The organism is Natrinema sp. CGMCC1.2065 (genome assembly GCF_051225675.1).
Taxonomy (GTDB): domain Archaea; phylum Halobacteriota; class Halobacteria; order Halobacteriales; family Natrialbaceae; genus Natrinema; species Natrinema thermotolerans.
In genome coordinates, this window is the sequence record NZ_JBPJSJ010000008.1 from 148,122 (window position 1) to 167,167 (window position 19,046).

Below are 19,046 nucleotides of genomic sequence, written 5' to 3' on the forward strand. Positions count from 1 at the left end.
CAAGGGGCCTCCGGAGAGGCAGAACGCTGCGGCTGATACAGCGGCAACGCGGGGTGTGTCTCTTCGCTACCTACTTCGTGGATTTATCTATGAGCCGACAGAAGCGTGCGGCAGCAAACGAGCGGCACATCGCGGTGAACTACTTCCTTTCGGCCGGCAACTATCGTTTCGGTCGCTGGTAGCGTCCCGGCGAGACGACTCGCCGGGGCAGACCTCCACGAGGTTCCGCAGGATCTGCAGCCCCGTCTCGCGCGCCACCCCGTCTCGCGCGCCACCTTTTTCCGCTCGAGTTCGGTCGCATCGCTCTCTCACCTATCGCGCAAAAATCTGGATCAAAACCCGCTCACTCCCGATGGTCGCTCGCGGTCGCCTTACTCGTCGGCGCAAATCTCTACGAAGTTCCGCAGGATCTGCAGCCCCGTCTCGCCGCTCTTCTCCGGGTGGAACTGCGTGCCGAAGACGTTCCCTGACTCGTTCGCGACGATCGAGGGGAACTCTCGTTCGTAGTCGGTCGTCGCGACCGTCGCCGCTTCGTCATCGGGAGCCGCGTAGTAGGAGTGAACGAAGTACGCGTAGTTCCCATCGACGCTCCCTCCTCGCGGGCTGCGCCCGCTCGGATTCTCCGTTGCGCGTGGCGCAACGCCCTCAACGAGCGGGTGCTCGCGCTCGACCGAGAGTTCGTTCCAGCCCATGTGGGGAACCTTCTGACCCTCGGCGAAGCGAACGTTAGTCCCGGGGATCAGGTCCAGTCCCTGGACGGCGGAGTCGCCGTCGGTCTCGCCCTCCTCGCTCGAGGTCAGCAACATCTGCATCCCGAGGCAGATGCCGAAGAGGGGGGTCCCGCGCTCGGCGACTGCGAGGAGATCCTCGCGGAGCGGGTCGGCGTTCTCGACGCCCTCGCGGAACGCGCCGACGCCGGGCAGGACCACCCCGTCGGCCGCCTCGAATGCGGCCGGATCGTCGGTGATCTCGACGTCGGCACCCGCACGTTCCAACCCGCGGGTGACACTGCGGAGGTTCCCGAGTCCGTAGTCGACGACGACCACGGACGCGAGGGATTGCTCGGTCGAAGACGAAACGGCGCTCATACGTTCACTCGGAGCGGCGCGTTGAAGTGAATTACCCTTCGGGCAACCGGCCGTTCCTCGGGGGAGAGACGGTCACTCGAGCTCTGGTCGATCACTCACAGGGTCCCCGCTCTCCCACGGCCCTCGCTGCCGTGGAGACGCTGCCGTCGTCGGTACACGTAGTACCCGATTGCTGGGACCGAAAACAGGTACGCGACCGCCAGTTCCGCTCCGGCGACGTGAACGAGTCCGAGCGCGCCTACAAGCCACGGGTTCGGATTCCATCCCGGCCGGTCTCGAAGCGCGAGTGCGTCCATGAGCAGCGCGACCGCTACGACGGCGGCGAACAGGAACGACAGCCAGCCGGCGAGGACGGTCACGGCGAAAGAAACCAGTCCGGCACCGAGGGCCTCTCTGTCGGCAGCCACAACGAATAAACGGAGTGCAGCGGTGGAAATCAGCGTCCAAAGCGGTGCGATAGGAAACAGGTACACACCGTACCGCCACACGAGATCAGCAGGAGCGAATTCAGAGGCGGAGGACATCCGTCCCATTTCTCGACAGTTGATAGTAATATACTTGGTGAACAGTATCGTCTCCGCTCGACTACTCGCCGCCTCTTCTCCCGGCGAGTATTCGCCGATGGATCATGCCGGTCGCTCAGAACCCGTCGAGCCGGGACTGTCCGCCCTCGCTCTCTGTGACGCCCGCCAATTCGGCCGCCTGCCGAATCGCGTCCTCGAACGTCTCCTCCTGACTGCGGTCGTACAGCGTCGCCGCAGGATGGACACAGAGTAATACGCGCCGCGGCGTCCCGTCGATCCGGACCTCCTCGAGCGAGCCAGCCTCCTTGGTCACCGCGACGGATCGCTCGAGCAGGTGTTCGCTTGGCACCTTCCCCAGCGTGACGACGACTTCGGGGTCGACGGCCGCGATCTCGCGCTCGAGATAGCCCCGACAGTTCTCGAGTTCCTCGGTCGTCGGGTCGCGGTTCTCCGGCGGCCGACAGCGCACGCAGTTGGTGATGCGGACGTCGATCCGGTCGAGGCCGGCCGTCCGGAGGGCGTCGTCGAGAACAGTCCCGCTGCGGCCGACGAACGGCTCGCCCTGTTCGTCCTCGTTGGCACCCGGCCCCTCGCCGACGAACAGCAGGTCGGCGTCCGTGGGACCGGTTCCGTTGACGATCCGGCTCCGCGAGTCGACCAACGCCGGACAGCGCGTACACTCCGTGACCCGACAGTCCTCCATTTCCATACCGGTGGCTGTGACGGGCGGGTACTACGTCTTTCGGGTCGCAGTTGCAGACCGATCGTCGGCCACAGCCCGGGCCACACTCCGGCCATCCTCCCGTACCACTCACTCGAGCGATCGGGCGTACGCGTCCGCGGCGCGAGCCGCCTCGCGCGCGACCCGGATCGGCTCCGGGCGGCCGCCCTCGGGCGTGAACCCGCGGACGACCGACGCAGCCGCAGCCGGCTCGAGGCCGACCGCTCTGACGTAGACCGTCTCGTCGTTGATCGACACCGCGTGGCGCTCGGGCAGCGACCGGTAGGTCTCGAGTCGCGACTCGAGATCGGGTCCGGAAAAAGCCTCCCGCAGACCATCCTCGAGGCCGTCGCTGGCCTCGAAGGTCACTGCGATGATCGGTCGGTCGACCGCTTCGAAAAGACGTGTGAGATCGAGCAGGTTGTACCACGCGGGGGCAACGGTGCCGAGCAGGACGTACCGGGCGTCGGGACGGCCGAGGTCGTCGACCAGCCCGGCAACGGAGCCGGTTCCATCGGTGCCGCCGACGCGACAGGAGCCGTACGCGAACCCATCACAGACGCGGTCGGCGCGGACGACGGCACCGGCGATCGTGCTTCGATTCCGATCGCGATCACCGCGGTACGATTCGGCGATGCCCAGCGCCCGTACCCCGGCTTTCATCGCTCACCCGTCGTCGTCTTTGATCTCCTTGAGCCGGTCGAGCAACTCGTCGCTCGAGGCACCGTTCTCGAACTCGATGGTTCCGTCGTGGCTGTTCGCTCCCGACTTCACTGCGTCATCGTCGTCAAAATCAGCGTCGACTTCCTGCTGTTCGGATTCGTCGTAGCTCCCGAATCCCATACACCGAGTACTATGGGATACCGATTAAAAAATTCAGTGGTCACCAGTTTATGAGGGTTTTCGAACCGCTGTAGTCACGCGTGAACGGGGTCAGCCCCGACAGTTAGCTACCATTATATAAGAAAGAAAGGACGAGCGGACGAGGTCGTTCCGCAGCGATGACACCGTTTTTGCCGTCGGCCCTCGAGTGATCGAGTATGGAAGTCGTTCACGTCACCGAGGGCGCGGAAACGTTCACTTGTAACGCATTCCTCGCGATCGGCGAGGACGGGCACACGACGCTGGTCGACGCCGGCGCGTGGGACGGCGTCGTCGACGAGATCGAGCGTCACGCCGACGGGGTCGACGACGTCGTCATGACCCACCAGCACGGTGATCACGTCGAGCGACTCGAGGCCGTCGTCGACGCCTTCGACCCCGAGGTCTACGCCTACGCGGACCACCCGACCAGGACCCACGCCATCGACGACGGTGACACCGTCCGGATCGGCGACGAGGAGTTCGACGTGGTCTACACGCCCGGCCACGCCGACGACCACGTCTCCGTAGTCTCCGAGTCATCGCTGTTCTCCGGCGACGTGGTCGTCCACGACGACGGAGCCTTCGATTACGGCAGCTTCGGCCGGACCGACATGGCCGGCCAGTCCCGCGAACGGCTCATCGAGAGCATCCGCGACCTGCTCGAGCGCATGCCCGAGGGAGTCGAACACATGTACGCGGGCCACGGCGGCGTCTTCCACGGGGACGTGCGCGACGTCGTGGAAACGGCGCTCGAGCGGGCGGCAAAGCGCGAGCCGAAGTATCCCGACGAGTAGCGTCGCGAACGACCACCGGAAGTAAGCGGGTTTTTAGTCCAGATGTTTGCCGTGAGCGGTCGGCGAAGCCGACCCGAACGGGAAACAGGTGGGTGCGAAACGGCGCTCGAGCGGGCGACGAAGCTACCCTGTCGAGTAGCCGGACCACGCGGCCGGGTTCGGTCCCGGCATCTTGGGGCGCTCGTAGCTCCTGCAGTTACGGATCCGTGTCATGCTGGGTCGTTACGTATTGCGGGCTTGCCTCGGATCGCCGGAAAAGATCACGAAAACAAAGCATTAATCGAACAATACGACGCCTAGAACTTAGCCCGCGCGGCGATTGGCTCGGAACGCACGATGTTCGACGAACAGGTCGCGAGTGCGACAGGGGCACTGGTCCAGATGCAATCGGGACAGAGCGGGGCGGTGACACGGATCCAGAACGACGCGCTGTTGAGTGCGTCGCTATGGGTAAACGTTGCACTGGCGGGCCTGTCGGTACTGCTTTTCGTGTATATGTCCCGCAACGTTCGAGCGCATCGGGCACGGCTGATCTTCGCCGCGACGGTTCTGATCCCGTTAGTATCGATAGCGAGTTATCTGGGGATGCTATCCGGCCTCACGGTCGGACTGGTGGAGATGCCGGCCGGCCACGCGCTCGCGGGCGAGGCGGTCCTCAGCCAGTGGGGGCGGTATCTCACGTGGACGCTGTCGACGCCGCTGATCCTGTTGGCCCTCGGGCTGCTGGCGGGGGTCGACGCCGCTGACCTGTTCGTCGTCATCGCCGCCGACGTTGGGATGTGTGTGACCGGTCTCGCGGCGGCACTGATCACCTCGTCGTACGCGTTCCGATGGGTGTTCTATGCCGTCAGTTGCGCCTTCTTCCTCGTGGTCCTGTACGCGCTACTCGTGGAGTGGCCGGTGGACGCCGCGGTCGCCGGAAGCGACGAGATATTCGCTACCTTACGAGCGATGACCGTGGTGTTGTGGCTCGGGTACCCGATCGTCTGGGCGCTCGGGGTCGAGGGCTTCGCACTCGTCGAGTCGACTGCGCTCACCTCGTGGGGGTACTCGCTGCTCGACATCGGCGCGAAGTACGTCTTCGCGTACCTGCTCTTGCGCTGGGTCGCCAGCAATGAACGCGTGATCGCGGGGGTTACCCACGCCACTGCGGTCGATACCGGAACGTCCGCCGACGACTGATCACGACCCGACCTCGTTCCGTGTCGTCTTCGGCTCGTCGACCGACCAGCGGACTCGTTTACGGCTGTGACTCGCCGGTCTGAACGTCGAAAATACGCCGTAAGGTGCGGAGGCGAGCCCGAAACGGTCGCCTCCGAGACCGAGCCGGTTATGCCGCGCGCGGTTCCTTCGCCTTGGGGCGAAGCTTCTCGTAGCCACACTTGCGACAGCGCTGGGCTCGCTTGGAGTTGCGAGCGTTACAGCGCATGCAGATCATCTTCTCGAGCGTCCGTTTCTCAGCGGCGTCGAAACTGGCCATACCCCGGCTTCGCCCGTGGCCCATTTAACGGCTGTGATTGGGGTCGCCGCGGGAAGGCGGCCGCAAAAAAAGTTCCTGAGGCAACATTTAGGGCCGGCTAGCGTGTCCGCTCGAGTAATGACGACGGAATCGATCCGGTGGACGATGGGCCCGCACAACAGCTGGCTCTCGCGGCTCGCCGTGTACGCCCCTTATGCGATCGGTGGTGGGCTCGGGCTCGTCGTGCTACTGAGTCTCGCGGTTTTCACGCTAGTCGGCGCGGTCACCGGATCGACGCTGGCGCTCGTCGTGGTCCTGGGGCTCGTCGGCGGTCCGATGTCCCTGCTGTACTGCTGGCTACTCGTTCAGTACGGGACGAACGGCTCCAAGTGGATCGTTCAGTACGCGGGAACCGACCGACTCACGAAACGCGGAATCGTCGTCGCGACGGCCGTCGGTGCCGTCCTCATTGCGGGCACGATCGGCACTGTACCCGAGCTAACGCTTGCGTTGTTCGTCCTCGGGTTCCTGTCGATGGTGTTTCTCGGCCCGCTTACGGCGACGGTCACGCTCGAGCTAGACGAACGACGGCTGCAGCTGGGTGGGGACGACGATTTCGGCGGGCCAACGGTGATCGACCTCGAGAACGTGATCGGTGTCCGGCGGCTCTCCCTGGGACCGCTCTCACGGTGGCAGTTCGTCGTGATCCGACGAGTCCACGGTCCGCCGCGTTTCGTCCCGGTGCCGGATCGACATGCTGTGGCCGTCGGTCGTGCGCTCGAGTGGGGGCTCGCGGCGACGCCGACGGCGCCACCGAAGACGGCCGGCACGACCCGTCCGATGCGGATCGTCCTGGCGGCCATCGGGAGCGGCTTCCTCGCGCTCGCGGTCGGGTTCGCCGCCCTCGTCGCCCGAAGTGGCGACTCCGCTGGCGGTCGAGCGTTCGTTCCAGTCGTCCTCCTCGTATCGTTCGCCGCCGTCGCGCTCGGTTACGCCGGGTACGAGTCGTGGCTCGCACGGCGGCCGGCACCGCCGAGCGACGAGAGCAACGGGTGAGCCGCCTCGCGTTGGGCGTCACTCCTCGTCGTCGGCCAGATAGTCCTCCTGAACCGCGACGACCTCGCTCGAGTCGGTACACTCGCTGTAGCGACGCAGCGGTTCCTCGTTTAACGTCAGGAAGGTCTCGCCCCAGCGGAACGGCTCGAGCAGTTCCTCAGCGCGGTCGTACTCGTCGAAAATACAGCAGGCCGCGGCCAGCGCCTCGACGGTGGTCAGCCGGAACGGCCGGCCGTAGTTGATCGGATTCGCGGCGACGAGGAAGGGCAGCGCCCGGTGGACGCCGCGCATCTGGAACGACGCCTCCTCGGCGGACTCCCACGAGCAATCGAGGGCGACCAGCGTGTCCAGCCCTTCCTCGCGGTCGGCCGGCGAGAGCGCCTGCTCGGCGTGAGGGTTGAGAACGACCCCGTAGGGCACCTGCCCCATCGACCGGTAGAGGGTCGCCTCGTCGAACTGCTCGAGGCGACGCGCGGTACACTTCTCGGGGTCGTCGTCGCCCTCGTAGTAGACGTGACACTCCACGGCCGAACACAGGTCGGCTCGGGACAAAAGGGTCGCGAACCGCGGTCGAATCGGCCGCTCCGGAAGCGAATCCGCGTCGCGTCCCTCGTTGACTCCGGCCGACGGCGCGGTCGGTGCCGCCGATCCGACTCGCTCGCTCCGTGCGATCGGTGTGCATATGGCAGTCGTAGGCCGAACGAGTGATATGCTCGAGACGGGGGCAACCGCACCGACGTTCGACGGGCCCGCAGCGATCGACGACGAGATCCGTCACGTCACGTTCGACGAGGTGACCGCCGACAGCGGCGTCGTCCTGTTGGTCTTTTACCCGGCCGATTTCAGCCCGAGCTGTACCGAGGAACTCTGTTCGCTCCGCGATCTCGACCTGTTCGGGCTCCAGAACGACGTTTCGATCGTCGGGGTTTCGACCGACTCCGCGTTTAGCCATCGGGCGTTCGCGGACCGCTACGACCTCGACTTCCCGCTCGTGTCGGACGGCGATGGCTCGATCGCGGCGACCTACGGCGTCCTTTCGAACGACCAGTACGGCCACCAGCAGGCGGCCAAACGCGCCGTGTTCGTCCTCGACGGGGAGCGGACGGTCCGCCGTGCCTGGTCGAGCGACGACCCGCAACGACAGCCGCCCCTGGCGGAGATCCGCGCGACGATCGAAACGATCTCCGACGACGATGCGGCCGTCGAACGCTACCGGATCGCACACACCCACTACCGCGAGGGCGTGACGGAGTACGAGCGGGGCCGCGAGGCGTTCGCGGCCGAGGACTGGGTGACGGCAGCCGCCGCCTTCGACGCCGCCGTCGAGCCGCTTACCGACGCGCTCGAGGCGTTCGACGCGGCCAGACGGTATGCGGACGACGAAGCGGTGGCCCGGATCGCGGAACGGGCGAACGAACAGGCGACGGATCGGCGCAACGCCGCGAAGTGGTACGCGAGCGCGGCGGACCACTACGGCCGCGGCGACGAGGCGGCCGGCGACGACTACCGGGCGGACGCCGACCCCGTTCACGCCGCCGTTACCGACCGCGAGGAGCCGCCCGAACCCGAAACCCTCCTCGAGACCGTCGACGGGGACTCCGCGGACGACTGATCAGACGACGACTGATCCGACGCCGAGTGATCGGAGAGTCCCACTCTTTTGTCAGTCGCGACGAAACGTCGTGTATGAACCCCGCCACCCTCGTCAGGCGCTACTACGATGTCCTCGACGATCACGACTACGAGGCGCTCGAGACGATTCTCGACCCCGAGTTCGTCCAGCGCCGCCCCGACCGCACCTTCGACGACCGGGCTGCGTTCGTCGCGTTCATGCGTGATGAGCGGCCGAATCCGGACACCGACCACGAACTCGAGACCGTCATCGCCGACGGCGACCGCGTCGCGGTGCAGGGCCGCGTCGTCGACGACGGCGCGACGCTCTTCGAGTTCGCGGACGTCTTCGAACTCGCGGACGATCGGATCGTCCGTCTCGAGACGTACTCGCGATAACGCGATCCCACCGGCCGAGCAGGGCCTCGCGCTGCCGGCTCTCCTCAGCCGTCGAGAACGATCATTTAACTGAGACGCCGCCCAAGCGAAGCGTATGTCCCTGTCAGATTACGTCGCCGCCGTCGTGGCCGTCCTCCGTCGCCGGCCAGGTGATTTCCTCCCGGCCTATCTCATCGGTGCGTCGGTCCCCGCGATCGTCCGCACCGTCCCGTTTCTGGCCGTCGCCGTCGCGTACCTCTTTCTCGCGACGACCGGCCGCCTCGAGACGATTCGGACCCACCTGACCGACCTCGAACAGCCGCCAACCGATCCCAACGCCGATCCCGAACAGTTCGAATCGTGGGCGGCCGGCCTCGAGCCGGTCGTCGATCAGCTGGTGACGCCGCCGCTGCTCGCGCTCGCTGCGGTGACGGTCCTCGTGAGTATCGCGCTGTTCGCGTTCGCCTCGGCCGCCGTCGCCGCGGGCCAACTCGGGGCCTGTTACGGGCGGCTTCGGGACGAGCGCGGACTCGTCGCCGCGCTCTCCGGCGCTCGTCGGTACTGGCCGCGCTTTCTCGGCCTGTTCGTCCTCGAGCTACTGTGCTGGGCGGCTATTCTCGTCGCCGTGGGGACCGTGACCGCAGTGGTCGCCGGCAGCGTCTCGCTGTTGGGCGGGTTGGGCCTGCTGGCCGTCCCAGTCGTGTTGCTGGCCGTCGGCGTCGCGATCATCGCGCTCCTCGCGATTCGCGCCGTGTTCGCGTTCGCCCCGGTCGCGGTCGTCGTCGACGACGCGGGCGTCGTCGGCTCACTACGGCACGCGGCCGGCTTCATCCGCAGACAGCCGGTCGAGGCTGGCTTCTACTACGTCATGGCCGTCGGGGCGCTCCTCGCGCTCTCGACGGTCTCGGGACTGCTCTCGCTCGTCGACGTCGTCGCCCTCGGCTCGCTGCTCACGTCGCTCGTTCTCTTCCCGGCGCTGGACCTGCTGAAGACGGCCGTCTACTGCGGCTATCGCGACCGGCTCGAGCCGCCCGCGTCGCCGACCCGCTCGCTCCGGGGGCAGTTCGGGGCCGGCCTGGCACGGGGCTGGTCGTCGCTGACCGCGTTCGTCCGCTCGCATCCGGGCACCCACGCGCTGGTCGTCGTCCTCGCCGGGCTGAGTTTCTGGGCCGGCTGGCTCGTCGCCGACCCCTACGCCGGCACCGTCGAGGCCTCGATCGCCGCCCGCCTCGAGGGACATTTCCCGCCGGCGGCGGCCGTCGAACTGTTCGGTAACAACTGGCTGGTCGCGCTCTCGACGGCCTACGGCGGGCTCGCGCTCGTCGTCCCGGCGGTCGTCTCGCTGCTTTTCAACGGCGTCTTCCTCGGTGCGATCGCACGCCTCGAGACGGATCCTACACAACTGGCGGCGTTCGTGGCTCCCCACGGTATCTTCGAGATTCCGGCGATCCTCGTGTCGGCGGCGCTGGGGATCGCCGTCGGAGCGGCCGGGTGGCGGACCCTCCGGGGACGGGCCAGTCGGGTCGAACTGGCGGACACTCTCGAGCGGGCGTTCTGGGTCCTGGTCGGAATCGGCATGGTACTCGCCGTTGCGGCGCTCATCGAGGGGTTCGTCAGTCCGTACTACTACCGCCTGTTCCTCTAACCGATCGGGCGGTCGAGCAACGCCGGCCGAACCATCGACCGCGGCGACCCGTGGGACTCGAGGCGGGACATCTCGGACGCAGGACTCCGTAACGGTGATCGTTACTGATAGGCCTCGAACTCCTCGCCGAACAGGAGGAAATAGCCCGTCCCGAGCAGTCCGATGGCGGTCGCGACGGTAAAGGCGACGACCGGGTCGCCGGCGAACAGTTCGGCACCGGTCAACGGGTTGGGAACGCCGTCCCAGAGCAGCCCACCCAGCGCGGCGCTGGGAATCACGATCAGATTTCGCAGCAGGTAGTACGCGCCCGTAACCCGACCGCCGGCACCTCGTTCGGCGGGGCCGACGATCAGCGCCTTGTGCGCCGGCAGCCCGGCGAACCGGAGCCCGGAGAAGGCAAAGAGAACCGCGAGGACGGCCGCGTCCGGCGGCGCGTTGATCAGCAGGATCGGGAAGATCGCATAAACCGCAAAGCCGATCGCGACGACCGGCTTGAGCCCGACGCGCTCGGCCGCCCGCGCGACCGGAATCATCGTCACCAGGGCCACGAGCATCTCGATCCCCAACAGCACCCCGAAGTACGACTGCGGCGAGAGGTCGAGTACGCCGATCACCGGCAGCGACAGCGAGAGCCCGACCTCGAGAAAGCGCGTGACGACGATCACGAAGAAGATGTAGACCATCCCGTTCGCGAACCGGACGAGCGTGTCGGCGACCAGCAGCGGGCGCAGTTCCGCCGGCAGCGCCCGGAGGTCGGCGAGCAGTTGCGAGACGCCCTCGAACTCCGAACCGATGTCGTCGCCTGCGGGATCGTAGAGCCGGTGCTGAACCAGCGTTCCCAGCGCGCCGAAGGCGACCGCGACGACCAGGATCAACTGGAAGGCGGTGACGATCCCGCCGTCGCTCGAGCCAAAGGGGTAAAAGAGCGCGGCAGCAAGCAGCGGGCCGACGAGGAAGGCAGTCCGGCGGAACGTCTCGGTGCTGGCGAAGCCGGCCGCCAGCCGCGACGGGGGAACGGCTTGCTTGACGATGGCGAAGGTCGCCCCGAGCCCGAAGGACTTCCAGGCCTGTGCGAGTACGAGCCCGAGAAAGACCGCGACGATCGCAAGCGAGGTCGGCCCGACCGAGACGCCTGCCAGCGCCGGCGCGACGAGCCAGACGCCGAAGCCGACCGTCGAACACAGCCCGAACGCGGTCTGTGCGTACCGTGAGCCGATCCGATCCGAGATCGCACCACCGGGATAGGGATACACCGCGCTGATCACGTTTCCGAACGAGCCGAACAGGCCGACGACCAGCCCCGTGGCCCCCAGCGCGTAGAGGTACTCGCCCATGTACCGACTCGTCATCTGAAACCCCAGACTGAAGGCGAACATCGCCACCGAGAGGACGAGGACGTCCCGCTCGAGCGAGACGAACTGCCGGAACGGATCGAGCGCGTCGGCCTCTTCGGACGACTCCCGCTCGAGGCTCATACCGCTTAATGATCGGGCCGCCGGCTTGAACGTTGGTCCGCGACGGTCCGTTCCCGATCCGGCAGCCGGCTCGGTCCGATTTGGCTGACAGTATCGACTGAAGGGAAGGGCTCATTAGCCAGCAGTGTGAGGTAGTGGATAATGGCTTCGTGGAAGCGGGATTTCGCGAGCGGGCTGATCGTTCTCGGCCCGATCTTGGTCACGCTCTATGCGATCTACTGGCTCTACGGACTCGTCGCTGGGCTGACGCCCGGACTCATTCTCGATCAGTCCGCGCTCGAGGCCTTTATCGCCGGCACCAGTCAACAGGCGATACAGACCCGCGAGCAGATCGCGCAGTTCCTCCGCGTGATCGTCGCGCTGACGGTCTTTATTATCCTGACGTTCTCGGTCGGCTATCTGATGCGGACGACGATCGGCGGCCTCGTCGAGCGGCTCGTCGACAACATCGCCAACCGCGTGCCGGTGATGCGGGTAGTCTACAACGCCTCGAAGATGGCCGCCGAGACGGCCTTCGGCGAACAGGAATCCCTGCAGAAGCCGGTCAAGATCGAGACCTGGGAGGGGCTCCGGATGACCGCGTTCAAGACCGGTAAAGTGACCGACGACGGGCGCGAGGTACTGTTCTTACCGACGTCGCCCAACATCACGACCGGCTACGTCGTCGAGGTCGAGTCCGACGAGATCACCGAACTCGACGAGGACGTCGAGGACGCCCTGACCCGCGTTCTCAGCGCCGGGTTCGGTGACGCGAACCGGCGGGGGATGGACGCCGGCGTCTCGATCGACGTCATCGACGAGGCCGGGCGGACCGGGTCCGACGACGACTAACGAAATTTTACCCTGCGGTCTATCGCGGCCGCGGCACCGCCGCGGCCGCGATGTCCCTCGGTGAAATCTTCAAAAGAGCGCGAAGCGCTCTTTTGGACATCGCGGGATCTTCGATCCCGCTCAGTTTCGATCAAAAGCACTCCTCCCTCCGTTCCGTGACGCTTCGCGTCACTCCACATCGGTCGTCGGCCCGCTCCCTCCCTTCGGTCGCTCGCGGTGAATTCGGGTGAGTGCCTGCCCTTCCCCGGGTCACGCGCCTCTCGTGGTACTCGAGGCGCGCTCCCGGCCACGAAAATCAGTTTCTCGAAGTAAAACGCCACCTCCAAAACAGATGCGAACCGATCTAAACCGACTCGAGAGCCGCTATTCGATGTCGACGAACTCGAACCACTCGTCGTACTCCTCGGGGGCCTGCTCGACGATGTCGAAGAACTGCTGTTGGATCTCCTCGGTGACGGGGCCGCGGGAGCCGTCCCCGACGACGACGTTGTCGACTTTCCGGATCGGCGTCACTTCGGCGGCCGAGCCGGTGAAGAACAGTTCGTCGGCGGTGTTGAGTTCGCCCCGCGAGATCGAGACGTCGTCGTGGACGGTGTAGCCGAGTTCCTCCGCGATCCGAATGACCGCATCGCGGGTGATCCCGTCGAGGATCGACTCCGAGAGGCCGGGCGTGTAGATCTCGTCGTCACGCACTAGGAAGACGTTCTCGCCGGGGCCTTCGGCGACGTTGCCCTCCTTGTTGAGGACGATCGCTTCGGCGTAGCCGTTGCGACGAGCCTCCTCGCCCGCGAGCATGCTGTTGACGTACAGGCCCGTGGTCTTGGCGTTGGTCGGGATCTGGCTCGAGGCGTGTTTCCGCCACGAGGAGATCATCACGTCGATGCCGTTCTCGAGGGCGTCCTCGCCGAGGTAGGCACCCCACGGCCAGGCGGCAATGGCGGTGCGGGTCGGACAGTCCTTCGGACTGACACCCAGCGAGTTGTAGCCGTAGAAGGCGACCGGGCGGATGTAACACGACCGCAGCTCCTGTCGCTGGATGAGTTCCTTCGTCGCCGCGGTGAGTTCTTCCTTCGAGTGTTCGATGTCCATCTCGTAGGGCTTGGCGGACTGGAAGAGCCGATCGAGGTGTTCCTCCCAGCGAAAGAGCGCGGGGCCGTTTGCGGTGTCGTAACAGCGCGCGCCCTCGAAGACGCCGCTGCCGTAGTGGAGTCCGTGCGTGAGAACGTGGACCTGCGCGTCGTCCCAGTCGACGAACTCGCCGTCCATCCAGATCGTGTCGACGTCCATCTCGTCGAATCCCATGATCAGAAGTGTTACAAGCCACCGTACTAAGTGTTCGCGATTCGACCTGCGTGTGGTCCCGTCGGCGCTGTCGCCGTCGTCGCTGCGTTGTCAGCAGCCAGCGGTCGGTGGCCGACTCGAGACAGCGCTCGAATCGGCGGACTATCGACAGCGCTCGAGGACCTCGCTGCCCTCGAGGTAGGCGAAGCCGTGGCGGTCGGCGTAGTCGCGGGCGTCGGCCGGGGAGAGCGCGTCCCCGGTCTCGTCGTCGAGCATCTCACAGACGACGACGGCGGGCGAACGGCCGGCGGCGTCGGCCAGCGCGAGCCCGAGTTCGGTGTGGCCCTCGCGCTGGGCCAACAGGTCCGGTGCGCCCTTGAGCAGGTGGACGTGGCCGGGGACGCGGAACTCCTCGGCGAACGCGGCCGTCTCGGGCGTAGCGGCGGCCGCGCCCAACTCCCGAATGGTCGTCGAGCGGTCGTCGTCGGTAATTCCGGTGTAGGTGTCGCGGTGGTTGACCGTCAACGAGAACGACGAGCGGTCGTCGTAGCCGAGTTCGTGGTCGGCCGTCGCGGGGTGTTCGACCGCGTCCGAGTAAAACGGGAGGTCGAACGCCTCGGCGATCTCGTAGCCCAGCGCGACGCAGATCAGCCCGCCGGCGTCGTTGCGCAGTCGGGCCACGGCCTCGGGAGTGACGGCGTCGGCGTGGTAGATCAGGTCCGTCTCGCCCTCGCGGTCGGCCGCGTCGTGGACGAGGATCGGCTCGCCCGTCCGAAGCGACTCGAGTGCGCGGTCGAACGCGTCGGCGGTCGGCCCGGCACCCGCACCGCCGTCGGCGTTGGACTGTGGGCCTGCGTGATGACCCGTCATTCGCGATCACCCACCGAGACGGTGACGTGATCGCCGTCCTCGAGACCGAGTTCGTCACGCAGCTTGACGGGAGCGATCACCTCGAGCTGGTCGTCGTCGTGGTGGGTGCGTTCGGGGGCGATGGTGTAGGCGTCGTCGTAGGTCGCGCCGTCGGCGGTCTCGATCGTCGCGGGGTAACAGACGGCGGGGCCGTAGGTCCGGTCGTCCGACTCCCAGCCGTCGATCGGGACGGGTTCGAGGGAGGCCATCGCGCTGCGCCGGCGGACGCTGTCCTCGCGTAGGTCGACGTTGAGCGTCCCGGGGAACGGCTCGTAGCCGAGCCGGTCCTCGAACTGGCGCTGGTAGCCCGGCAGGGAGATGTAGTGGCGACCCTCGCCCATCCCGCTCGTGATGGTTCCCTCGAGCGAGATCTGTGAGTCCGTCTCGAAGATCCGCCGGTAGTCCTCGTACTCGGCATGGAGGGCTCGTTCGCCGGTGTCGGTGATCGCGACCCACTGGCCGTCACTGACGGTATCGCGCTCGAGCAGGTCGGCGCTCTCGAGCCGTTGGAGACGTCGCGAGGCGGTCTGGTTCGAGGCGTCGAGCCGCTCGGCGAGGCGAGAACAGGAGATCTTGACGTCGCCCTCGAGCCCGCCCTCGAGCGCGAGGAGTTTGAGCACGGCGAGTTCGTCGTGCCCGACGGCGGACTCCGTGAGTACTGACATACTCGTCCCTATTGCCCATGTGGGTAAAAGCATACCGAATGTGGCATGCGTAACGAAACTGTGACGGAGTTCACGAGCGTTTATCGCGTACTCCGGAGTTGGGGACCGAACGGAAAAACCCACCGCCTCCCATGATCGGTCGGGCTACAGTTCCCGCGCGATGTAGTCCGCGATCCGCGTGACGCGGTCGGGGTCGGTCGTCCAGAAGCCGTCCCAGACGCGGGGTTCGGTCTCGAGACAGACGAGTGCGGTGCCGACGGCGTCGGGTGCCCTGCGATCGTCGGGATCGAAGACGACGAACCAGCCGTCTCGGTACTCCGGCCCCGTCCCGGTGTGAACCGTCGCGTCCAGTTCCGGCGGACAGCCGTCGTCGACGCCGTAGACGTGAACGTCGACGTCGGTTTCGGCGAGTTCCGCGTAGGTCTCGTAGGTCCCGATCTCGTCGTCGATGCGCGAGAGTTGCTGGAACGCGCTCCGTAACGTGCCGCTGCCGGCCGCCCAGGCCCGCTGTTCGATGTACCGCGAGACGACGATCAACAGGAGTTTTTCCTTGTGTGCGAGCGGGTAGCCACGCAGTCGGAGCCGGGTGCCTTCCAGCCCCGCCAGCACGTCGGGGAAGGCGATCTCGCCCATGCCGCGCGCGCCAGTGACGAACAGGTCCGAGTTGATCGCGAGGATCGCGTCGTACAACGTACGCATCGGCGAGGCCGCGACCGGCTGCCCGTCCTCGAGCAACACGGCCGTATCGCCCTCAGTTGCGAGCGCGTCGTCGATTTCGGGGTCGAGATCCGATCCGATCGAACCGGCTTCGGCCCGTTCGACGGCGATCGGCTGGCCCGCGAACGCGTCGGAGAGCATCTCGGCGAGCGGCCCCGTGGAACCGTCGGCGACGATCGCGATCGTCCGATCGGGCGAACCGACGTCGTCGATGAACGATCGGAGAGTCACTGGAGAACGTTCATCCGTTCGGTACGTAAGTGTTGTCGCCGCCGTCGAGTCGGGTCGACGACCCCGTTTCCCGCGCGGTGGCGATGCGGTCTCGGAGTCGATCGATCGACGGGCGTCCGGTGGAAAGCGGCCAAACGGGGAGATTGCGCCGCTTTCGACCCCGAACTCAGTTTGGGACAGTCCCGGACTCCCATCTCTGGTCGCCTCGTCGTTTATTACGTTTCCTTCTAGAGGAACCGGTAGGATTCTATGGCCGACCACATCTACGTCTACGGCATCGTCGCGGACACCGACCTCTCGCTCGAAGCGACGGGGGTCGCCGGTGTGACCGATTATCTGTGTGATCCGATAACTGCTACGGGAAGTTATACAACAGTGTTTCGGTGACCGTATGTTGGACAGGACCCGGTCTCACCCCGTCTACGACCGAAACGTGCGACCACGGATCGGCCGCTCGAGCGGACGACCACCTGACGTATCAGACGTAAAGAAAGAGCGTGTCAGGATTAGTGATCGAATCGAGGCCGCGGCGGCCGTGTCCACATCGGGCGCGCGATCAGTGTCGGATGTGACCGTCGACGCCGGCGAGCGGAGCGGCCGACGCGGCCGGCGGGACGCGTCTAATCGCCCACGACCGGATCGCGCTCCCAGAACTCGCTGCCTTTCTTCAGCTTGGGGACCCACGTGTCGCCAGTCTTGGCGAGCAAGGCGACGCGGGAGGCCGGCACCTCTTTGACCTCGTCGAATGCCGGCATGTATTCGCCGACCCGCTCGGCGAAGTCCACGACCGCCTCGTGGTCGGGCATCGCCGAGCGGTCGAGTCGACCCTGTGAGTGGCCGACGTGCATGTACGCCTTCAGTTCGATGAAGTCCGGATCGGCCTGCTGGTAGAAGCCGGCGTACCAGTCCGGGTGGTGCATGTTCTCACCCTCGACGAGCGTCGTCCGGAGGACGGTCCGGGTCTCGTCTTTCGCGGCGAGAACGTCCATCGTCTCGAGCAGGCGCTCCCAGGCGTCGTCTTCCATCGCGCCGACGACCTGATCGAAGGTGTGGCGTTCGGGGGCGTCGACGCTGACGTAGAGTTGCGTCGGGTCGCACTCCCGCAGGACCTCGGGCCGGGTGCCGTTCGAGACGAGGAAGGTGGTGATATCGCGGTCGTGGAAGGCCTCGATGAGTTCGGGCAGGTAGGGGTAGAGCGTGGGTTCGCCGTCCAGCGAGATGGCGACGTGGCGCGGCTCCATCGCCTGGTCGAACACCTCGCGGGGGACCTCGTCGTTGCCGCCGAAGCCCGAGAGCAGTTTCTTCTGGAGCCGGATCGAGGCGTCGACGACTGCCTCGGGGTCGTCCCACTCGACGTCGTCCATCTCGTAGGCGTGGCCCTGGTGGTCGCGCCAGCAGAAGACACAGCGCTCGTTGCACTTGACCACCGGCGTCATCTGGATACAGCGGTGGGACTCGATGCCGTAGAAGATGTTCTTGTAACACTTCCCCTCGCCGCGGACGGCGTTTGCCGTCCAGCCGCAGGTCTGGGCGGCCGTGTGGTTCTCGCTGTGGTAGTCCGGACTCGAGACCTGTGCCGGCCCGCCGTCGTCGCCGTCGGCGGTGGCGTCAGCACCTGCATCGCCCCCGGGCTTTGCGGAGTCGCTCATCTTGGGGGTCGTTGGACGGGACCCGTCAAAAGGTGTGTGGTGTCGGGGGCAGTCGACGGCGGCCTACTCCTCGCCGGAGCGGTCGCTCGCGGAGTCACTGCCTGGACCGTCCGGCAGCGCGTGCGGATCGGCGGGCTCGTCGCCGTGTCTGGCGTCGTCGCGCTCGAAGAGATACAGCGCCGGGCCAGCGATTACTATCACGAGCAGGCCGGGGATCGGCACGTCCGGCGGCCCCAGATAGGTGACGAGCCCACCCCCGCAGGTGACGAACACGAACCCCGCCCACAGCGCCGGCCGCGAGATCTCGAGGCGGCTCGCGTCCCGGTAGACGGCGGCCACAGCGGCGATGACGATCGCGAACCCGACGACGGCGACGGCGACCGCCTGCAGCGAAACCATACTCGGACTTACGACAAGGAAGGGAAAAGCGTTCTGAGACCCGGTTCGCGGCCCTGTCGTGTGTTCGGTCCGGCGGTCGGCTGCCGGCTTCCGTACGAAAGCCTCGCCCTCTTTCCCGTACCGATCCAAGCGATGACCATGATTGGGGCCTACACGATCGGCAAGAAAGCAGTCACGTTCGGTTACAAACGCTACGGGGTTCCGGGAGCGGTCGCCTCCGGCGGTGCGGCGCTCGCGGGCTATCTCGTCGTCCGCCGGGCGCTGCAATCGTCGACGAACGACGGGAGCGTCGACTCGGCGATCGACGCGGGCGAGATCCAGTCGGCGGTCGAGGAGAAGGGACTGGGTGCGGTGACGGACAAAGGGACGCTCGACCGGGCGATCAACGAGGACGAAATCGGCTCGCCGTTCGACATGGGCGACGTCCAGTCGTCGGCCGCGGATGAGACCGACGAGTTCGCCGAGGGGGCGGGCGAGGGCGACTCGAGCGCCGGGAACTGAACCTGACGGACCGCGAGTTCGATTTCAGCATGAGCCAGCGAGACAGCACCACCGAGACCGACGAGGAGCCGGCAGACGAGCGACGCGTCGCGGGGATCGACGATGCCCTCGCCGAAGCGCTCGATACCGTTCGAAGCGGCGTTCGATCGGGCGCGCCGGCCGGTGCCGCCGGCTTCGCGAGTCTCCTGAGCGGCGTCCGGGCGCTGCGACGCGGCGACCGCGGGCACGGCTATCTGCGGCTCGGCGCG

Annotated in this window: 23 protein-coding genes and 1 pseudogene; 10 read left to right on the plus strand and 14 right to left on the minus strand. The window is 66.4% G+C overall.

The features are described from left to right. Window positions 1-371: 371 nt before the first annotated feature. From hisH to ACSBP4_RS10710, 5 genes are all read right to left on the minus strand, one after another. A complete protein-coding gene (gene hisH / locus ACSBP4_RS10690) occupies window positions 372-1,088 on the minus strand; it encodes an imidazole glycerol phosphate synthase subunit HisH (protein ID WP_435552186.1) in 717 nt (238 codons plus the stop codon). A gap of 95 nt (window positions 1,089-1,183) precedes the next feature. Next, window positions 1,184-1,495, minus strand: a complete 312-nt coding sequence (locus ACSBP4_RS10695) for a hypothetical protein (protein ID WP_435552187.1) — start codon at window positions 1,493-1,495, stop codon at window positions 1,184-1,186. Between the two features lie 232 nt (window positions 1,496-1,727). After that, window positions 1,728-2,315 carry a uracil-DNA glycosylase gene (locus ACSBP4_RS10700; protein WP_435552203.1) on the minus strand — a complete coding sequence of 196 codons (588 nt, stop codon included), beginning with the start codon at window positions 2,313-2,315 and terminating at the stop codon, window positions 1,728-1,730. A gap of 108 nt (window positions 2,316-2,423) precedes the next feature. Beyond that, window positions 2,424-2,996 (minus strand): DUF99 family protein, encoded by a 573-nt coding sequence (locus ACSBP4_RS10705; RefSeq protein WP_435552188.1) that lies wholly within the window; start codon window positions 2,994-2,996, stop codon window positions 2,424-2,426. A 3-nt stretch (window positions 2,997-2,999) separates the two neighbouring features. Continuing rightward, entirely contained in the window at window positions 3,000-3,176 is a 177-nt protein-coding gene (locus ACSBP4_RS10710) for a DUF5786 family protein (protein ID WP_006649567.1), read from the minus strand. Window positions 3,177-3,373: 197 nt separating this feature from the next. On the opposite strand from ACSBP4_RS10710, the gene ACSBP4_RS10715 reads away from it, so the two are divergent. After that, window positions 3,374-3,991, plus strand: coding sequence for an MBL fold metallo-hydrolase (locus tag ACSBP4_RS10715; protein ID WP_006649568.1), 618 nt, complete (start codon window positions 3,374-3,376; stop codon window positions 3,989-3,991). Between the two features lie 336 nt (window positions 3,992-4,327). Beyond that, the gene (locus ACSBP4_RS10720) at window positions 4,328-5,173 is read left to right on the plus strand and encodes a bacteriorhodopsin (protein WP_435552189.1); all 846 of its coding nucleotides are present in this window, start codon (window positions 4,328-4,330) and stop codon (window positions 5,171-5,173) included. 148 nt (window positions 5,174-5,321) lie between these two features. Here the strand turns inward: ACSBP4_RS10720 and ACSBP4_RS10725 are convergent, their stop codons facing one another. Next, complete coding sequence (locus ACSBP4_RS10725; RefSeq protein WP_006179857.1) at window positions 5,322-5,471, minus strand: 50S ribosomal protein L40e; 150 nt, start codon at window positions 5,469-5,471, stop codon at window positions 5,322-5,324. A 117-nt stretch (window positions 5,472-5,588) separates the two neighbouring features. On the opposite strand from ACSBP4_RS10725, the gene ACSBP4_RS10730 reads away from it, so the two are divergent. Beyond that, window positions 5,589-6,506, plus strand: a complete 918-nt coding sequence (locus tag ACSBP4_RS10730) for a hypothetical protein (RefSeq protein WP_435552190.1) — start codon at window positions 5,589-5,591, stop codon at window positions 6,504-6,506. Between the two features lie 18 nt (window positions 6,507-6,524). On the opposite strand, the gene ACSBP4_RS10735 is transcribed toward ACSBP4_RS10730, so the two are convergent. Beyond that, the gene (locus tag ACSBP4_RS10735; RefSeq protein WP_006649572.1) at window positions 6,525-7,031 is read right to left on the minus strand and encodes a DUF367 family protein; all 507 of its coding nucleotides are present in this window, start codon (window positions 7,029-7,031) and stop codon (window positions 6,525-6,527) included. Between the two features lie 184 nt (window positions 7,032-7,215). On the opposite strand from ACSBP4_RS10735, the gene ACSBP4_RS10740 reads away from it, so the two are divergent. The 3 genes from ACSBP4_RS10740 (at window position 7,216) to ACSBP4_RS10750 (ending at window position 10,140) form a co-directional block, all read left to right on the plus strand. Then, the gene (locus ACSBP4_RS10740) at window positions 7,216-8,118 is read left to right on the plus strand and encodes a redoxin domain-containing protein (protein ID WP_435552191.1); all 903 of its coding nucleotides are present in this window, start codon (window positions 7,216-7,218) and stop codon (window positions 8,116-8,118) included. Between the two features lie 74 nt (window positions 8,119-8,192). After that, window positions 8,193-8,516: a nuclear transport factor 2 family protein gene (locus tag ACSBP4_RS10745; protein ID WP_049966173.1), complete on the plus strand. Its 324-nt coding sequence runs from the start codon at window positions 8,193-8,195 to the stop codon at window positions 8,514-8,516. Between the two features lie 94 nt (window positions 8,517-8,610). Beyond that, on the plus strand, window positions 8,611-10,140 hold the full coding sequence (locus ACSBP4_RS10750) for a stage II sporulation protein M (RefSeq protein ID WP_435552192.1): 1,530 nt from the start codon (window positions 8,611-8,613) through the stop codon (window positions 10,138-10,140). Window positions 10,141-10,241: 101 nt separating this feature from the next. On the opposite strand, the gene ACSBP4_RS10755 is transcribed toward ACSBP4_RS10750, so the two are convergent. Further along, window positions 10,242-11,615, minus strand: coding sequence for an MFS transporter (locus ACSBP4_RS10755; protein WP_435552193.1), 1,374 nt, complete (start codon window positions 11,613-11,615; stop codon window positions 10,242-10,244). Window positions 11,616-11,756: 141 nt separating this feature from the next. On the opposite strand from ACSBP4_RS10755, the gene ACSBP4_RS10760 reads away from it, so the two are divergent. Continuing rightward, window positions 11,757-12,446 (plus strand): DUF502 domain-containing protein, encoded by a 690-nt coding sequence (locus tag ACSBP4_RS10760; RefSeq protein ID WP_006649577.1) that lies wholly within the window; start codon window positions 11,757-11,759, stop codon window positions 12,444-12,446. A gap of 363 nt (window positions 12,447-12,809) precedes the next feature. Here the strand turns inward: ACSBP4_RS10760 and ACSBP4_RS10765 are convergent, their stop codons facing one another. The 4 genes from ACSBP4_RS10765 to ACSBP4_RS10780 all read right to left on the minus strand — a co-directional run bounded on the left by ACSBP4_RS10765 (window position 12,810) and on the right by ACSBP4_RS10780 (window position 16,249). Beyond that, window positions 12,810-13,748, minus strand: coding sequence for a branched-chain amino acid transaminase (locus tag ACSBP4_RS10765; RefSeq protein ID WP_006649578.1), 939 nt, complete (start codon window positions 13,746-13,748; stop codon window positions 12,810-12,812). Window positions 13,749-13,889: 141 nt separating this feature from the next. Further along, a complete protein-coding gene (gene ribB / locus ACSBP4_RS10770; RefSeq protein ID WP_435552194.1) occupies window positions 13,890-14,597 on the minus strand; it encodes a 3,4-dihydroxy-2-butanone-4-phosphate synthase in 708 nt (235 codons plus the stop codon). Continuing rightward, window positions 14,594-15,301, minus strand: coding sequence for a DUF120 domain-containing protein (locus ACSBP4_RS10775; protein ID WP_435552195.1), 708 nt, complete (start codon window positions 15,299-15,301; stop codon window positions 14,594-14,596). The genes ribB and ACSBP4_RS10775 overlap by 4 nt, the downstream gene beginning before the upstream one ends. A 144-nt stretch (window positions 15,302-15,445) precedes the next feature. Then, window positions 15,446-16,249, minus strand: a complete 804-nt coding sequence (locus ACSBP4_RS10780) for a DICT sensory domain-containing protein (RefSeq protein ID WP_435552196.1) — start codon at window positions 16,247-16,249, stop codon at window positions 15,446-15,448. 249 nt (window positions 16,250-16,498) lie between these two features. Between ACSBP4_RS10780 and ACSBP4_RS10785 the strand changes: the two genes are divergently transcribed. Then, complete coding sequence (locus ACSBP4_RS10785; protein WP_435552197.1) at window positions 16,499-16,636, plus strand: hypothetical protein; 138 nt, start codon at window positions 16,499-16,501, stop codon at window positions 16,634-16,636. A 233-nt stretch (window positions 16,637-16,869) separates the two neighbouring features. On the opposite strand, the gene twy1 is transcribed toward ACSBP4_RS10785, so the two are convergent. Continuing rightward, complete coding sequence (twy1, locus tag ACSBP4_RS10790) at window positions 16,870-17,898, minus strand: 4-demethylwyosine synthase TYW1 (protein ID WP_435552198.1); 1,029 nt, start codon at window positions 17,896-17,898, stop codon at window positions 16,870-16,872. Between the two features lie 63 nt (window positions 17,899-17,961). Then, on the minus strand, window positions 17,962-18,297 hold the full coding sequence (locus ACSBP4_RS10795) for a hypothetical protein (RefSeq protein WP_435552199.1): 336 nt from the start codon (window positions 18,295-18,297) through the stop codon (window positions 17,962-17,964). A gap of 138 nt (window positions 18,298-18,435) precedes the next feature. Here ACSBP4_RS10795 and ACSBP4_RS10800 point away from each other — a divergent pair, with 138 nt between their 5' ends. Together ACSBP4_RS10800 and ACSBP4_RS10805 are read left to right on the plus strand one after the other, a co-directional pair. Further along, on the plus strand, window positions 18,436-18,798 hold the full coding sequence (locus ACSBP4_RS10800) for a hypothetical protein (protein ID WP_006649587.1): 363 nt from the start codon (window positions 18,436-18,438) through the stop codon (window positions 18,796-18,798). Between the two features lie 29 nt (window positions 18,799-18,827). Continuing rightward, window positions 18,828-19,046 (plus strand): annotated as a pseudogene (locus ACSBP4_RS10805) (hypothetical protein); the annotation flags it as partial.

Bases quoted from the DNA above. Each gene is read 5' to 3' on its own strand.
- ACSBP4_RS10715 (WP_006649568.1), top strand. From the start codon at position 3,374: ATGGAAGTCGTTCACGTCACCGAGGGCGCGGAAACGTTCACTTGTAAC.
- hisH (WP_435552186.1), bottom strand. From the start codon at position 1,088: ATGAGCGCCGTTTCGTCTTCGACCGAGCAATCCCTCGCGTCCGTGGTC.
- ACSBP4_RS10785 (WP_435552197.1), top strand. From the start codon at position 16,499: ATGGCCGACCACATCTACGTCTACGGCATCGTCGCGGACACCGACCTC.
- ACSBP4_RS10700 (WP_435552203.1), bottom strand. From the start codon at position 2,315: ATGGAGGACTGTCGGGTCACGGAGTGTACGCGCTGTCCGGCGTTGGTC.
- ACSBP4_RS10775 (WP_435552195.1), bottom strand. From the start codon at position 15,301: ATGTCAGTACTCACGGAGTCCGCCGTCGGGCACGACGAACTCGCCGTG.
- ACSBP4_RS10795 (WP_435552199.1), bottom strand. From the start codon at position 18,297: ATGGTTTCGCTGCAGGCGGTCGCCGTCGCCGTCGTCGGGTTCGCGATC.
- ACSBP4_RS10740 (WP_435552191.1), top strand. From the start codon at position 7,216: ATGCTCGAGACGGGGGCAACCGCACCGACGTTCGACGGGCCCGCAGCG.
- ribB (WP_435552194.1), bottom strand. From the start codon at position 14,597: ATGACGGGTCATCACGCAGGCCCACAGTCCAACGCCGACGGCGGTGCG.
- ACSBP4_RS10800 (WP_006649587.1), top strand. From the start codon at position 18,436: ATGATTGGGGCCTACACGATCGGCAAGAAAGCAGTCACGTTCGGTTAC.
- ACSBP4_RS10725 (WP_006179857.1), bottom strand. From the start codon at position 5,471: ATGGCCAGTTTCGACGCCGCTGAGAAACGGACGCTCGAGAAGATGATC.
- ACSBP4_RS10760 (WP_006649577.1), top strand. From the start codon at position 11,757: ATGGCTTCGTGGAAGCGGGATTTCGCGAGCGGGCTGATCGTTCTCGGC.
- twy1 (WP_435552198.1), bottom strand. From the start codon at position 17,898: ATGAGCGACTCCGCAAAGCCCGGGGGCGATGCAGGTGCTGACGCCACC.
- ACSBP4_RS10765 (WP_006649578.1), bottom strand. From the start codon at position 13,748: ATGGGATTCGACGAGATGGACGTCGACACGATCTGGATGGACGGCGAG.
- ACSBP4_RS10705 (WP_435552188.1), bottom strand. From the start codon at position 2,996: ATGAAAGCCGGGGTACGGGCGCTGGGCATCGCCGAATCGTACCGCGGT.
- ACSBP4_RS10755 (WP_435552193.1), bottom strand. From the start codon at position 11,615: ATGAGCCTCGAGCGGGAGTCGTCCGAAGAGGCCGACGCGCTCGATCCG.
- ACSBP4_RS10745 (WP_049966173.1), top strand. From the start codon at position 8,193: ATGAACCCCGCCACCCTCGTCAGGCGCTACTACGATGTCCTCGACGAT.
- ACSBP4_RS10730 (WP_435552190.1), top strand. From the start codon at position 5,589: ATGACGACGGAATCGATCCGGTGGACGATGGGCCCGCACAACAGCTGG.
- ACSBP4_RS10710 (WP_006649567.1), bottom strand. From the start codon at position 3,176: ATGGGATTCGGGAGCTACGACGAATCCGAACAGCAGGAAGTCGACGCT.
- ACSBP4_RS10720 (WP_435552189.1), top strand. From the start codon at position 4,328: ATGTTCGACGAACAGGTCGCGAGTGCGACAGGGGCACTGGTCCAGATG.
- ACSBP4_RS10750 (WP_435552192.1), top strand. From the start codon at position 8,611: ATGTCCCTGTCAGATTACGTCGCCGCCGTCGTGGCCGTCCTCCGTCGC.